Below are 13,490 nucleotides of genomic sequence, written 5' to 3'. Positions count from 1 at the left end.
GCATGCCACAGGACACCCGGTGGCACGCCTGGAATCCGGTGGTGAACCCATGACCGTCTCCGACGAGCCCGACGCCGAACCTTCGGCCATCGACCTCGCGATCCTCGACGCCGCCCGCGCCTGTGTGGCGGAGTTCGGGGTGCGGCGCACCACGCTCACCGAGGTCGCGCGCCGTGCGGGGGTGAGCAGGCCCACCGTCTATCGACGCTGGCCCGACACCGGCTCGCTGGTGGCCGAACTGCTGGTCCGCGAGTTGGGCGACATCCTCACCACCGCCATGCCCACCGACGGTGTGGTGCGACGTCGCCTGGTCGACGGGATCGTCGCGGGAGCGGCCGCGGTGCGGGCGAACCCCTTGTTCCGCAAGATCTTCCGCGCCGACACCGATCTGATGCTCACCTACGTCTTCGGCAGGCTCGGCCGTAACCAGCGTCATCTGATCGAGCTGTTCGCCACCGCGATCCGCGAGGGCAGGACCGACGGTTCGGTCCGCGACGGCGATCCCGAGCAGATGGCCACCATGCTGCTGCTCATCGCGCAATCGGTGGTGCAATCGGCCGAGACGGTGTCCGGGCTGCTCGACGGCGCCGCCCTCGATGCCGAACTCGCGCGCGCCATCGACGGCTACCTGACTCCGCGGCCAGGCACCTCCAACGCAGCACCGCCGGACCACTCGCGCCGGGATGACACACGCGGATGAACCAGCCATCGGTGCGGCGTCGATGTGCCGCACCGAGGTGGTCACGAACTCCGCGAGCTGCGGTCGACCGCGCACCCCACCAATGAACCACCATGTCCGACCGACAACAAGGACCGTGATGACACAGAATTCGGTACGCACCGGCGATTCCGCGCTCAACGCGCAGCGACGAGAGCGCGAATTGGCAGCACTCGGCGACGCGGCAGACATCGACGTCTTGGTGATCGGTGGCGGCGTGACAGGGACGGGCGTCGCGCTCGACGCCGCGGCCCGCGGCCTGCGCACGGTGCTGGTGGAGCGGCACGATCTGGCCTTCGGCACCAGCCGATGGAGTTCCAAACTGGTGCACGGCGGGCTGCGGTACCTGGCAGGTGGGCATGTCGGCATCGCGCATGAGAGCGCAGTGGAGCGCGGCATCCTGATCCGCACCACCGCACCCCATCTGGTGCGACCGCTGCCACAGCTGGTACCGCTACTGCCCGAGCTCGGCATGGCGCAGAGTTCGCTGGTCCGAGCGGGATTCCTGGCCGGTGACCTGTTGCGGCGCGGCGCGGGGACACCCGCGAGCCTGCTGCCGCGTTCGCGGCGGGTGGCCGCGGCGGAGGCACTGCGGCTGGCACCGACGGTGCGCCGGGACGGTTTGCGCGGCGGGTTGACGGCCTGGGACGGGCAATTGGTCGACGACGCCCGGCTGGTCGTAGCGCTCGCACGCACCGCCGCCGCGGCCGGTGCGTCCGTGCTGACGCGGGTCGAGGTCACCGCGGCCACCGGTGAATCCGCCACGCTGCGCGACACCCGGACCGGCGAGACGTTGACCGTGCGCGCCCGCGCCGTGGTCAACGCGACCGGCGTGTGGGCCGACCAGGTCGACCCGAGTATCGAACTGCGACCGAGCCGCGGCACCCATCTGGTGTTCGACGCCGCGGCCTTCGGCGGGCTCAGCGCCTCGCTGACGGTGCCGGTACCCGGCAGCACCAGCCGTTTCGTCTTCGCCTTCCCCGCCGCACACGGGCGGGTGTACCTCGGCCTGACCGACGAGGACGCCCCCGGTCCGGTCCCCGACGAACCGAAGCCCACCGATTCCGAGATCGTTTTCCTGCTCGACACCATCAACGCCGCACTGCGGGAACCGCTCACCCGCGCCGATATTCGCGGTGGCTATGCCGGTCTGCGCCCGCTGCTGAAAACCGGCACCGACAGCACCGCCGACATCTCCCGCGAGCACGCGGTCCTGCACTCCCCCAACGGCCTCATCACCATTGTCGGCGGCAAGCTCACCACCTACCGCAAGATGGCCGAAGACACCGTCGACGCCGCCGTCACCCACGCCGGACTCACGGCAGGCCGCTGCCGCACCACACGCCTACCCCTGGTCGGCGCGGTGTCCGGCGCCGCCCGCGACAAGATCGCCGCCCCGCCGGTGCTGATCGAACGCTTCGGTTCGGAAGCGACCGCGGTGCTCGCCCACACCGAAGCCGACCCGGCCCAGCTCGAGCCGGTTGCCCCCGGAATCGACGTCACCCGCGCCGAATTCGCCTGGTCCATCACCCACGAGGGGGCGATGGACGTGTCCGACCTGCTGGACCGACGCACCCGCATCGGCCTGGTCGCCGGCGACCGAGAGGCCGCCCTGCCCGCAGCCGCGGAAGCGTTGGCGGTGGGTCGAGCCGACTGAGCGATCTCGACGGCAGGGCAGCTCGTTCGGGTCGATCCGCTCAGTAGCAGCGGTCAGTGCTCGACCCAGGCGGCTAACTCGGCACGCATGCCCGCGCGGGGCCAGCGATCGAGGCCGTGGCGGGCTTCCGCGGCGCGAATCGCGCGCAGCCCTGGGGTTTCCTCGTCGGCGGACAGGTAACGGAAGCCCATGCTCTCGTAGTACGGGCCGTTCCAGCCGACCTCGGTGAAGGTGGTCAGGGTCATCGCGGGCAGGCCTTGTTCTCCGGCCCAGCGTGCCGCGTGATCGATCAGGCGCCTGCCGATCCGCCGGCCCGCGCGCGCTGGGTGCACCGAGACCTGCTCGATGTGGGCGCTGCCGTCGACGACGGCGACGATCAAGTAGGCGACCGGTGTTCCCGCGGGGTCGGCCCACACCCAGGCGCGGCCGGCGTCGACGAACCCGCGCAGGGTGTCGATGCTCGGCGGTTCGTCCTCGGCGACCGCGGTCATGCCGATGGCGGCGAACGGGGCACCCGCCGCCCGTTCGATGTCTTGGAGCAGTGGCAGGTCGGCCAGGACGGCGGCGCGGATCACCCAACCCACGGTAGTAGGCCTCTGATCTCGCGACCTTCATGAATCGCGGGACTCGATGCGTTTGCCAGATTCTCGGGCGATCGCGGCCTGCGACCCGGCCTTCTCCCCCTCACCTGCACCGATGCCGTCGGGCCGCTCCCGAACGGCAAACATCCCCGCATCGGCCGCGTTCATCCCCCGGTCCACCCCGCGCGCGGCCTCTATGCTGGACCCGGTGGTGCGCCAGGAAGGAGGCGCGAGTGCGCGGCAGATCATCCACAGTCGGCGTCGCGCCGGGCGATGGCCTGGTGGCGCGATTCGACGACGTCATCGTCTATATCGGCGGCGAAACCGCCTCCACCGAGCGGATTCTCGGCGCGGTGGAGGCTGTGGCGGCAACCGAACATCCGGGTGCGGCCATTGCCAAGCGGCTGGCCGCGGTGGTATTCGGCGCGGGTTCGGAACCGCCGCCGTTCGGTGTGCTCGCCCCCACCGATGACGGCACCCTCGTGCTGTTGCGCGGCTCGGTAGCCGCCATGATCGACGGTGCGGAGGGAGCTAGACGACTGACCGGTTCGCGCGCCTTCACCTGGGTGGACGAGATCGTGCGCGAACCTTTCCGCACCATCTCCATCGGGCCCGATGCCGGCGGTTCGGTCACCGAGCATCCGCGCACCGACCTGCGGGCAGGCGTTGTTCCCGGCGGCGGATTCGTGTTGCGTGCCGGAGTCCGACGCAGTGGACGTAAGCCCGCAGTACGTACCGCCACACCCGCGACACGAGGTGCCCCGGTGGCCACCGCGCCCGCCGGGTTCGCCGCCGCCGACGCCGAACCCGACCAGCATCCGTCTACGAGCGCGGCCCCACCCGTGAAGAACACACCGTCGGCGGCCGCGCGACATCGCGCCGGCCCGAGGCCCGAGGGCACCCAGGCGGTGTCCCTGGCCTGGTCACAGGCCCCATCCGCACTCCGATCCGATCCACCGGAGCCGGTGGCCCTGCACAAGCCGGGCACACAGGACACGGTCCGCCGCCGCCCACGCCTCGCGGTCGGCGCGACGCCGAACGCACAGACCCCCGGCGTGCTGGTCGCCGAGGACGGCGCCACCTATCCGCTCGACCGCCCCTACGTCATCGGCCGCGGTCCGTCCGCCGACGAATCGGTCCGCCGTGCCACGGCCTCCCCGATCGTCCTGCAGCGCGATCGCCATATCTCGCGGGTGCATGCCTTCGTCTCACTGGACCGCGGCAAAGTCTTCGTCCGCGACGCCGGCACCGCCTCCGGTACCTTCCTGGCCACCCCCGACTCCCCGCAGTGGACTCGCGTCGGCCAGACACCCACCGAACTCCCACCGGGCGGCCGCATCCGGATCAGCGAACGCGTGTTGACTTACAACGGCGGTGGTGCCGATTCCGCCTCCGAAGGCGTCGACACCACCAAGTAGCTCGCAGACTGTCCTGCTCATCGGGCTGCCCGCTCGGTCGCGACGCACACGCCTGCCGGTCTCCGCTCGCGCGAAGGCAGGCAGGGGCACAATGGGCCCCATGCACCGCACAGGGCCGACCGAGGACATCGATGAGTCCGCACTGTCGGTGACCCCGCCGAAGCAGCAAGCGGCAGGCGTCACCGCGGTGGCGGTCGCGCTGAAGCGGGCCGTCGAGGACATGGGTGTGGTGCGCACGGCCCGCACATTGGCGCGACTCAATCAGGTCGACGGCTTCGACTGCCCCGGCTGCGCCTGGCCCGAACCCACCGGACACCGCAGGCCCGCCGAGTTCTGCGAGAACGGCGCCAAGGCGGTCGGCGAGGAAGCGACGACGCGCACCGTCACGCCGGAGTTCTTCGCCACACACTCGGTCATCGAGCTGGCGGACAAGTCCGGGTATTGGCTGGGCAGGCAGGGCAGACTGACCCACCCGATGGTGCTGCGCCCCGGCGATGACCACTACCGTCCCATCGCCTGGGACGACGCCTACCAGCTGATCGCCGACCGGCTGCGTGCCCTCGACCGCCCCGACGAAGCGGTGTTCTACACCTCCGGCCGCACCGCCAACGAAACGGCGTTCCTCTACCAGCTACTGGTCCGCAGCTTCGGCACCAACAACCTGCCCGACTGCAGCAATATGTGCCACGAATCCTCGGGCACGGCGCTGACCGGCTCGATCGGCATCGGCAAGGGTTCGGTGACCATCGACGATTTCGCCGCGGCCGATCTGATCATCGTCGCCGGCCAGAACCCTGGCACCAACCATCCACGGATGCTCAGCGCCCTCGCCGACGCCAAGGCGGCGGGCGCCCGCATCATCGCGGTCAACCCGCTGCCCGAAACCGGCCTGATCGGATTCCGCGACCCGCAGACGGTGCGCGGACTCACCACGGGTGTGCCGATCGCCGACGATTTCCTGCAGATTCGCCTCGGCGGCGATATGGCGCTGTTCCAGGGTCTGGGCAGACTGCTGTTCGAGGCCGAGGATCGCGCACCGGGCACAGTGGTCGACCGGATGTTTGTCGACGAGCACACTGCGGGCTTCGCCGAGTACGAAAAGCAGCTCCGCGCTGTCGATCTCGATATCGTCGAACAGGCGACCGGACTGACCCGTGAGCAACTCGACCGCACCGCGCGGCTGTTCGCCGAATCCGAACGGATCATCGTCTGCTGGGCCATGGGCTTGACCCAGCAGACCCACGGCGTCGCCACCATCGAGGAAGCCACCAATCTACTGCTGATGCGCGGCATGATCGGTAAACCGGGGGCCGGGGTGTGCCCGGTGCGCGGGCACTCCAATGTGCAGGGCGATCGCACCATGGGCATCTGGGAGAAGATGCCGGAATCATTTCTGGCCGCGCTGGATCGAGAGTTCGGCATCACCAGCCCGCGTGCCAACGGCTTCGACACCGTGAACGCGATTCGTGCCATGCGCGACGGCAAGGCGCGGGTGTTCTTCGGTATGGGCGGTAATTTCGTGGCCGCCACACCCGACACGGAGGTGACCGAGGCCGCGCTGCGCGCCTGCGATCTCACCGTGCAGGTCTCCACGAAACTCAACCGCAGCCACGTCGTGCACGGCGGCACCGCCCTGATCCTGCCCACCCTCGGCCGCACCGACCTCGATCTGCAGAACGGTGTGAAACAGCAGGTGTCGGTCGAGGATTCGATGTCGATGGTGCATCTGTCCACCGGTCGGCTGCACCCGGTGAGCGAGCAGCTGCGCAGCGAGGTCGCCATCGTCTGCGAACTCGCGCAGCGCCTGTTCGGCCCGGATCATCCGGTGCCATGGGCCGAATACCACCGCGACTACGACCTCATCCGCGATGCCATCGCGCGCGTCGTGCCCGGCTGTGCCGACTACAACCGAAAGGTCCGGCAGCGCAACGGTTTCGTGCTCCCGCACCCGCCTCGCGACGCGCGCGAATTCCGCACCGCCACCGGGCGGGCCAACTTCGGGGTCAACGAGTTGACCTGGCTGCCGGTGCCGCCGGGCAGGCTGATCCTGCAGACACTGCGCAGCCACGACCAGTACAACACCACGATCTATGGGCTGGAGGACCGCTATCGCGGCGTGCACGGTGGCCGCAAGGTTGTGCTGGTCAATCCCGAGGATATTGCCGAACTCGGTTTCGTCGACGGAGAGCTCGTCGATCTGGTGTCGGAGTGGAGCGACGGTGTGGCGCGCCGGGTCGAAGGTTTCCGGATCGTCGGCTACTCGACCCCACGCGGCAATGCCGCCGCTTACTATCCGGAGACCAATCCGCTGATCCCGCTCGACCATGTCGCGGCCAGATCGAACACGCCCGTGGCGAAGGCGGTCACCATCCGACTCGAACGGGCCCGCTCATGAGTCGCGTGACCGCCCGCCGCCGAATGCAGCGCGTGTCTCCCGCCGGCCTGGTCCAGCGCCCCGACACGTTGGCCGTGGAGGAGCCGCTGGAGATTCGCGTGGACGGCGAGCCGCTCACGATCACCATGCGTACACCTGGCAGCGATATCGATCTGGTGCACGGATTCTTGTTCGCCGAGGGGGTGATCGGCGCCGCCGAGGACATCGTCGCCGCGCGCTACTGCGCAGGTACCGACGATGAAGGCCGCAACACCTACAACGTTCTCGATGTCACCCTGCGCGCTCCGGCCCCGGTGCACACGAGGAATTTCCTGACCACCAGCGCCTGCGGGCTCTGTGGCAAGTCCGCGCTGGAGGAGGTCCGCACCCGGACTCGGTTCCCCCTGCCGGCACCCGAGGTGCTGGTCGACGTCGACACGTTGGCCGGCCTGCCGGACACGCTACGCGCCCGGCAGTCGGTCTTCGACGCCACCGGAGGACTCCACGCGGCGGGCCTGTTCGCCCCGGATGGCGCCGCACTCGCGGTCCGGGAGGACATCGGCAGACACAATGCCGTGGACAAGGTGGTCGGCTGGGCGGTCCGCGAGGCTCGGATCCCGGCCGGTGAGGTGGTTCTGGTCGTGAGCGGCCGCGCATCGTTCGAACTGGTCCAGAAGGCCGTCATGGCGGGCATCCCCCTGCTGGCCGCGGTCTCGGCCCCCAGCTCGCTGGCCGTCGATCTCGCCGCCGAATCCGGCCTCACCCTCGCGGGCTTCGTCCGCGGCGAGACCATGAACATCTACACCCACCCCGACCGGATCAACACCGCTCCCACGGCGAACTCCCGGTCCGCCTGAGGACGGATCTCCCGTCATCTCGACGCTGGCAGACTACTCTTGATTTATACATACGACCGGACGTATTTTTGTATTGCCGCCGCGCCAGGCACCCTCCGGAGGTACACGCATGCACAGCACAAGAATGTTCGAGCTGGCCCAACAGCTCGCAGACGCCAAGAGCAATCAGGACCTCACGACCGCGATGCGGCTACTCCACCCCGACGTGGTGCTCGAGGCTCCGGCATTCGGCACCATCACACGCGGAACCACAGCCAACGAAGCGGCACTTCGCGGTTTCTTCCGGTCCTTCCCCGACTACGAGGTGCGCCTGCACGGGCACGCGGAGGGCATCGACACCGAAACCGGGACCGAGACGCTGATCTGCTGGGGTGCCGCGCGAATGACGTTGACGGGCACATGGTTCGGGGACATCCCGAACGGCGCGCGGGCCGAGGTCCCGGTATTCATCCAGTTCACCTTCGCCGACGACCTGATCGCTGGCGAACGCTTCTTCTTCGACCTGTCCACACTCTGCTCACAGTCGGGCGTGTCCACCGACACCGCCCGCCGCAGGCTGTTCGAGGAGCCGAACCGATGACCGCCGACCCGCGCATCCGCCAACTGCCGGCACTCACCACCATCCCGCTTTTCGACATCGTCGTCGATCTGAACGACCCACTACGCATCGGCGGATCAGCTGGTCACGCCGTATTCTTCGGCGCAGCGGGCGGGTCGTTCACCGGTCAACGACTCGCGGGCGAGGTGCTACCGGGCGGCGGCGACTGGGCGAGATTCCGTAGCGACGGTTCTATGACCCTCGATGTTCGGCTCACCTTGCGCACCGACGACGGCGCGTTGATCTCCATGAGTTACGGCGGCCGCTGGATCATCCCCGCGGACCTCGCGAACGCAATCGCCGATCCGAGCGCACGCCACCTCGTTGACCCATCGCAGTACTACTTCCGGACAAACCCGCTGTTCGAGACCGGGGCACGGCGGTATTCGTGGCTCAACGACCTCGTGTGTGTGGGTTCCGGATATCCGGTCGAGGGCGGAATCGCCTACCAGGTGGCGCAACTCGTCTGATACCGACGGCGACTGCTACCCGCGGTGCGTGTCGCCGGAGCTGTGGAGAACGCCGTCGACGACCCGATTCACCAGATCGATCACACTCGAATCCCCCAGCCGCAGCGAAATATTGGCAGCATCGAGCACCGCGACGATCTGAAACGCACCCAAGTCGGCATCCGTGGTGGCGACCTCACCGGCGGCAACGGCCGCGGCGATTTCGTCAGCAAGAAGCGTTCGCCACCACCGACGCTGGCGGACCAGCAGGTCGCGGATGGCTCCGGGACGGCTGTCGTACTCGGGAAGGTTTGCGGTCCAGAAACACCCGCCGGGCAGTAATGGCGCACTGGCGTAGGCGACCCACTGCACAACCAGTGCGCGGACCCGATCCACGCCGGTCCGCGCGTGCTCGGCCGGACGAACGACCGCCTCGGCGAACAGCTCGCCCGCCGCTTCGACGGTGGCCAGTTGCAACTGCTCCTTGGTCCGGAACAGCGTCTGAATGCCGGCTTTGCTGATGCCGAGGTCATCAGCGAGCTTGCCGAAGCTGACCCCGTCGAGTCCGTCGATGGAGGCGATCTCGACCGCGCGCCGGGTGATCAGTGCTCTGGAGCGTACGCCTCGAGCTAGCCGACCATCCGCAGGCGAGGGTCGAGCGGTCGCCCCGAGAGCACCCGCGGACGGTCGATCGATCACCATACGGTCGATCGTATGCCAGGCATGGAACTCGCGCCGACCTGAGCGTCCGTCGCGGAAAACTCGTCGCACGGACGCTCAGCGCCGGATTCTCAGTCGGCGAGGGCCTCGAGCAGGGCGGCGCGCTGGCGAGCGCCGAGACCGCCGATACGACGATCCTCGGGGATCTCCGCCTGGTCGAGCAGCTTCGCCGCCTTGACCGGGCCGACGCCGGGAAGGGCCTTGATGACGGCCGCGACCTTTGTCTTCTTGACCAGGTCGTCGGAGTCGGCCTTCTTCAGCAGATCCGCTACCGAGACCTTGCCCGACTTCACTTTGCCGATCAGTTCGGAGCGCGCCTTGCGGACCGCAGCCGCTTTGGCCAACGCTTCAGTGCGCTGTTCCGCGGTCATGGTAGGCAGTGCCATGTCTCCTCCGCTTTCACTCGTCACTCGAACATCTGGTTGACCGGACCGATTCAACATCACCGTACCGACAAGGTACGCCCGACACACCGGGGAAGAACATGGTGGATAACGCGATGATTTTCCGCGCCGCGGCCCGTCGGAACCCATAACGAGCCCGAACCGACCGGGCGAGGCAGGAAAGGACCGGACCGATGGAGCTGTCACTGACCCAGTTCGTCACTCTCGACGGCGTCTACCAGGCCCCCGGCGGACCCGAGGAAGATCCGGCCGGCGGCTTCACCCAGGGCGGATGGCTGGCACCCTTCATCGACGACGAATTCGGGGCCTACATCGATGCCGTATTCGACCGGGCCGACGCATTCCTGCTCGGCAGGCGCACCTACGACATCTTCGCCGGATACTGGCCCAAGATCACCGATAGCGACGACGTGGTGCCGGTGAAGCTGAATGCGCTGCCCAAATTCGTCGTCAGCACTCACCTCGATCGGGCGGAATGGTCGAACACCGAGATTCTGCGCGGCGACCTGATCACGGAGGTGAGCGCTCTCAAAGATCGCCCAGGGCGTGAGGTACAGCTGCACGGCAGCGGCAGTCTCGGACAGAGCCTGCTGGCCGCCAGGTTGGTGGACACCGTGTATCTGGTCACCGCCCCCATCGTGCTCGGCCACGGCAAGCGCCTGTTCACCGATGGCTTGCGCCCCACCGGATTCCGGCTCACCGAGTCCCGCGCGAGTTCGACCGGCCTGATCATGTCGACCTACCGCATGGAGGGAGTACCGGAGTACGGATTGGTCGGTGAGTGACCCACGTAACAACGACGCCGCAGGAAGCGACACATCAGCAGAAGCACCCGCATGGATCAAGGTTCAACGGCGAACCAGGGAGATCAACGACGATCTCCGGCACCGGGCGCGGACCGGAACACCACCGGCCGTCACCGAATCCCACCGGATGCGACAACTACAGGGTCGGTCCGTTCCCGCCGCGGCGGTGCACCTGGACTGATATCGTGCCGAACTAGAACACGTTCCAATTCGGCAGGAGTTCCCATGGCACGGCAGATCCGCGATGTGGTCGAGCAGTACGTCAAGCTGGTCGGCAGTGGTCCCACCGACGACATCGTCGCGCTCTACGCACCCGACGCGATCGTCGAGGACCCGATCGGCACCCCGCCGAAGCAGGGCCACGACGCGATTCGCGAGTTCTACAGCATCCTGGCAAACCTGGAGCGCGAAACGTCGATCCACGCCGATTCGATCCGCATCGTCGGCAATCACGCGGCATTCATGTTCACTCTCGTCACGATCGCGGGTGGTCAGCGCATGACGCTGCACCCGATCGACGTAATGGAGTTCGACGACGAGGGTCGGATCACCCACATGCGCGCGTACTGGGGCCAGGACGATCTGAGCATGGAACCCGCCTGATCCGCGGCGCCGACCAGGCGCTCAGGCACCGCCACGGCGCCACGGCGTACCCGACCACCGAGGCAGTGATCGCCGCGCGGCATTGTGCCCTGATCGATGCAGGGGTTGTCAGATGACGAGGCAGGAGTATCCGATGTGCATGCCTACGCCCACGTCGACCTGGACCCAGGGCGCGAGATCCGCACCTGTCGTCGGTTGAACCGCCTGCAGAGTGTGGCGGCCTCGGGTGGTCGGGGTCCAGGTGACCAGTGCGACCCCGTCGGTCGGCGCGACGGTGGCGAACGGTAGGCCGTTGTCGTAGAAGGTCACCGGCGTCACTCCCTCGGTCAGCCGCGCCCGCACCGTGTACTGGCAGGTGGTGCCGTAATTGGTGATCGGCCCGAACGAGAAGTCCGGCATCACACTGACCTGAGTGACAGTGGCCGCCGCCGTAGGCGCGGTGACCACCACGACCGATGCCGCCGCCGCGGCGAGCGCGGCCGATGCGGCCAGATTGCGGGCTCGGAAACGCTTCGACATCGGCCGCTCCTCGTTGTGCGCCGCCTGCAGGTGCACCGACCCTACAACGATCGACACCTCGTAGAGGCCGTCATCGCCAACTCCGCCCCGAAACGATAAACGGCCCGTCCACAGCGTGGACGGGCCGTTTCACTATGAACTCAGGCCGACTTCTCGCGGCGCTCGGCGCGTTCGCGCTTGCGCGGGACGATGGTCGGAAGCACGTTGTCGTTGACGGTGTCGGCATCGACGACAACCTTGGCGACATCGTCGCGGCTCGGGATGTCGAACATCACCTGCTGCAGGACTTCCTCCAGGATGGCGCGCAGGCCGCGGGCACCGGTGCCGCGCAGGATGGCCTGGTCGGCGACGGCTTCGAGCGCGTCACGGGTGAACTCGAGGTCGACGCCGTCCATCTCGAAGAGCCGGATGTACTGCTTGACCAACGCGTTCTTCGGCTCGGAAAGGATCTTGACCAACGAATCCTTGTCCAGGTTCGTCACCGACGCCACGACGGGGAGCCGGCCGATGAACTCCGGGATCAGACCGAACTTGATCAGATCCTCGGGCATCACCTCGGCAAAGTGGTCGGTGGTGTCGATCTCGGCCTTGGACCGGACCTCGGCGCCGAAGCCGATACCGCGGTGACCGGTGCGGTCGGAGATGATCTTCTCCAGCCCGGCGAACGCGCCTGCCACGATGAACAGCACGTTGGTGGTGTCGATCTGGATGAATTCCTGGTGCGGATGCTTACGCCCGCCCTGCGGCGGCACGCTGGCCTGGGTGCCCTCCAGGATCTTCAGCAGCGCCTGCTGCACACCCTCGCCGGAGACGTCACGGGTGATCGACGGGTTCTCGCTCTTACGGGCGATCTTGTCGACCTCATCGATGTAGATGATGCCCGTCTCGGCGCGCTTGACGTCGTAATCGGCGGCCTGGATCAGCTTCAGCAGAATGTTCTCGACGTCCTCGCCGACGTAACCCGCCTCCGTGAGCGCGGTGGCATCGGCAATGGCGAACGGGACATTGAGCATCTTGGCCAGGGTCTGCGCCAGATAGGTCTTACCGCAGCCGGTGGGGCCGAGCATCAGGATGTTCGACTTGGCCAGCTCGACGCTCTCGCCGCGGCTGTCGCGGCCCTTGTCGCCTGCCTGGATGCGCTTGTAATGGTTGTAAACGGCGACGGCGAGCGTGCGCTTGGCCGTGTCCTGCCCGATCACGTAGTTCTCCAGGAAATCCCGGATCTCGGCGGGCTTGGGCAACTCATCGAGTTTGACCTCGCTGGACTCGGCCAGCTCCTCTTCGATGATCTCGTTGCACAGGTCGATGCACTCGTCGCAGATGTACACCCCGGGTCCCGCAATGAGCTTCTTGACCTGCTTCTGACTCTTTCCGCAGAACGAGCACTTCAGCAGATCGCCGCCATCACCGATGCGCGCCATCTCGTGGGTCCTACTTCCTTGTTCGCGTGCAACCGTCCATCCAGTTGCCAGCTTTCCGCCACCAGTGGGAGGTGTCGTTGAATCCGTCGACCGTATCCGGGTGGTGGTGCACTGCTGTCAACCGGGAGCAAAGGTCCCTAGGACGACCGTACCCGGTGTGCGCGATACAGGTCGACAACTCGCGCATGTTTCTCGCCGGGGTTGTGCGGGTTCTCACCATGATTCACCTGATCCGCCCGGTAGCTGGACTGTCCGCGCCACGCGCAACAGCTCAGCAACCGCGCGTGTCGCCGACACCCGACGCCGAACGACCCAGCCGTACCGCGGCCCGGCTGGACCGCGGTCTTGACATGTGCCGGTCACAC

General features: G+C 67.5%; 15 protein-coding genes. 10 read left to right on the top strand and 5 right to left on the bottom strand.

The genetic code is table 11. From position 1 onward, the window contains the following. Positions 1-49 precede the first annotated feature (49 nt). Complete coding sequence (locus GV792_RS13930) at positions 50-700, top strand: TetR/AcrR family transcriptional regulator (RefSeq protein WP_163824538.1); 651 nt, start codon at positions 50-52, stop codon at positions 698-700. Between the two features lie 118 nt (positions 701-818). Continuing rightward, the gene (locus GV792_RS13925) at positions 819-2,375 is read left to right on the top strand and encodes a glycerol-3-phosphate dehydrogenase/oxidase (RefSeq protein ID WP_163824507.1); all 1,557 of its coding nucleotides are present in this window, start codon (positions 819-821) and stop codon (positions 2,373-2,375) included. A 53-nt stretch (positions 2,376-2,428) separates the two neighbouring features. Here GV792_RS13925 and GV792_RS13920 read toward each other — a convergent pair whose 3' ends face one another. Continuing rightward, on the bottom strand, positions 2,429-2,950 hold the full coding sequence (locus GV792_RS13920; RefSeq protein ID WP_175582931.1) for a GNAT family N-acetyltransferase: 522 nt from the start codon (positions 2,948-2,950) through the stop codon (positions 2,429-2,431). A gap of 239 nt (positions 2,951-3,189) precedes the next feature. Between GV792_RS13920 and GV792_RS13915 the strand changes: the two genes are divergently transcribed. The 5 genes from GV792_RS13915 (at position 3,190) to GV792_RS13895 (ending at position 8,673) form a co-directional block, all read left to right on the top strand. Further along, entirely contained in the window at positions 3,190-4,374 is a 1,185-nt protein-coding gene (locus GV792_RS13915) for an FHA domain-containing protein (RefSeq protein ID WP_163824506.1), read from the top strand. Positions 4,375-4,474: 100 nt separating this feature from the next. Beyond that, the gene (locus tag GV792_RS13910) at positions 4,475-6,769 is read left to right on the top strand and encodes an FdhF/YdeP family oxidoreductase (protein WP_163824505.1); all 2,295 of its coding nucleotides are present in this window, start codon (positions 4,475-4,477) and stop codon (positions 6,767-6,769) included. Then, positions 6,766-7,605, top strand: a complete 840-nt coding sequence (gene fdhD / locus GV792_RS13905; RefSeq protein WP_163824504.1) for a formate dehydrogenase accessory sulfurtransferase FdhD — start codon at positions 6,766-6,768, stop codon at positions 7,603-7,605. Before GV792_RS13910 ends, fdhD begins: the two co-directional genes overlap by 4 nt. A 109-nt stretch (positions 7,606-7,714) precedes the next feature. Next, complete coding sequence (locus GV792_RS13900) at positions 7,715-8,185, top strand: nuclear transport factor 2 family protein (protein ID WP_218581198.1); 471 nt, start codon at positions 7,715-7,717, stop codon at positions 8,183-8,185. Then, a complete protein-coding gene (locus GV792_RS13895; protein ID WP_163824503.1) occupies positions 8,182-8,673 on the top strand; it encodes a DUF3237 domain-containing protein in 492 nt (163 codons plus the stop codon). The genes GV792_RS13900 and GV792_RS13895 overlap by 4 nt, the downstream gene beginning before the upstream one ends. A 15-nt stretch (positions 8,674-8,688) precedes the next feature. On the opposite strand, the gene GV792_RS13890 is transcribed toward GV792_RS13895, so the two are convergent. Further along, on the bottom strand, positions 8,689-9,354 hold the full coding sequence (locus GV792_RS13890; protein WP_163824502.1) for a TetR/AcrR family transcriptional regulator: 666 nt from the start codon (positions 9,352-9,354) through the stop codon (positions 8,689-8,691). 89 nt (positions 9,355-9,443) lie between these two features. Further along, positions 9,444-9,758, bottom strand: a complete 315-nt coding sequence (mihF, locus tag GV792_RS13885) for an integration host factor, actinobacterial type (RefSeq protein WP_163824501.1) — start codon at positions 9,756-9,758, stop codon at positions 9,444-9,446. Positions 9,759-9,949: 191 nt separating this feature from the next. On the opposite strand from mihF, the gene GV792_RS13880 reads away from it, so the two are divergent. The 3 genes from GV792_RS13880 to GV792_RS13870 are packed head-to-tail and all read left to right on the top strand — an operon-like array spanning position 9,950 to position 11,185. Then, complete coding sequence (locus GV792_RS13880) at positions 9,950-10,561, top strand: dihydrofolate reductase family protein (protein ID WP_163824500.1); 612 nt, start codon at positions 9,950-9,952, stop codon at positions 10,559-10,561. Continuing rightward, entirely contained in the window at positions 10,554-10,763 is a 210-nt protein-coding gene (locus GV792_RS13875) for a hypothetical protein (protein WP_163824499.1), read from the top strand. The genes GV792_RS13880 and GV792_RS13875 overlap by 8 nt, the downstream gene beginning before the upstream one ends. A 44-nt stretch (positions 10,764-10,807) precedes the next feature. Continuing rightward, complete coding sequence (locus tag GV792_RS13870; RefSeq protein ID WP_163824498.1) at positions 10,808-11,185, top strand: nuclear transport factor 2 family protein; 378 nt, start codon at positions 10,808-10,810, stop codon at positions 11,183-11,185. 108 nt (positions 11,186-11,293) lie between these two features. Here GV792_RS13870 and GV792_RS13865 read toward each other — a convergent pair whose 3' ends face one another. Together GV792_RS13865 and clpX are read right to left on the bottom strand one after the other, a co-directional pair. Then, positions 11,294-11,704, bottom strand: coding sequence for an Ig-like domain repeat protein (locus tag GV792_RS13865; RefSeq protein ID WP_163824497.1), 411 nt, complete (start codon positions 11,702-11,704; stop codon positions 11,294-11,296). Between the two features lie 140 nt (positions 11,705-11,844). Beyond that, positions 11,845-13,125 carry an ATP-dependent Clp protease ATP-binding subunit ClpX gene (gene clpX, locus GV792_RS13860; protein WP_163824496.1) on the bottom strand — a complete coding sequence of 427 codons (1,281 nt, stop codon included), beginning with the start codon at positions 13,123-13,125 and terminating at the stop codon, positions 11,845-11,847. Between the last annotated feature and the right edge of the window lie 365 nt (positions 13,126-13,490).

Origin of the sequence: Nocardia cyriacigeorgica (assembly GCF_010868145.1) — a bacterium.
Lineage (GTDB): Bacteria > Actinomycetota > Actinomycetes > Mycobacteriales > Mycobacteriaceae > Nocardia > Nocardia cyriacigeorgica_D.
This window is presented reverse-complemented; position numbering and strand designations above follow the sequence as displayed.

Bases quoted from the DNA above. Each gene is read 5' to 3' on its own strand.
- GV792_RS13930 (WP_163824538.1), top strand. From the start codon at position 50: ATGACCGTCTCCGACGAGCCCGACGCCGAACCTTCGGCCATCGACCTC.
- GV792_RS13925 (WP_163824507.1), top strand. From the start codon at position 819: ATGACACAGAATTCGGTACGCACCGGCGATTCCGCGCTCAACGCGCAG.
- GV792_RS13910 (WP_163824505.1), top strand. From the start codon at position 4,475: ATGCACCGCACAGGGCCGACCGAGGACATCGATGAGTCCGCACTGTCG.
- fdhD (WP_163824504.1), top strand. From the start codon at position 6,766: ATGAGTCGCGTGACCGCCCGCCGCCGAATGCAGCGCGTGTCTCCCGCC.
- GV792_RS13900 (WP_218581198.1), top strand. From the start codon at position 7,715: ATGCACAGCACAAGAATGTTCGAGCTGGCCCAACAGCTCGCAGACGCC.
- GV792_RS13895 (WP_163824503.1), top strand. From the start codon at position 8,182: ATGACCGCCGACCCGCGCATCCGCCAACTGCCGGCACTCACCACCATC.
- GV792_RS13890 (WP_163824502.1), bottom strand. From the start codon at position 9,354: ATGGTGATCGATCGACCGTCCGCGGGTGCTCTCGGGGCGACCGCTCGA.
- mihF (WP_163824501.1), bottom strand. From the start codon at position 9,758: ATGGCACTGCCTACCATGACCGCGGAACAGCGCACTGAAGCGTTGGCC.
- GV792_RS13880 (WP_163824500.1), top strand. From the start codon at position 9,950: ATGGAGCTGTCACTGACCCAGTTCGTCACTCTCGACGGCGTCTACCAG.
- GV792_RS13870 (WP_163824498.1), top strand. From the start codon at position 10,808: ATGGCACGGCAGATCCGCGATGTGGTCGAGCAGTACGTCAAGCTGGTC.
- GV792_RS13865 (WP_163824497.1), bottom strand. From the start codon at position 11,704: ATGTCGAAGCGTTTCCGAGCCCGCAATCTGGCCGCATCGGCCGCGCTC.
- clpX (WP_163824496.1), bottom strand. From the start codon at position 13,125: ATGGCGCGCATCGGTGATGGCGGCGATCTGCTGAAGTGCTCGTTCTGC.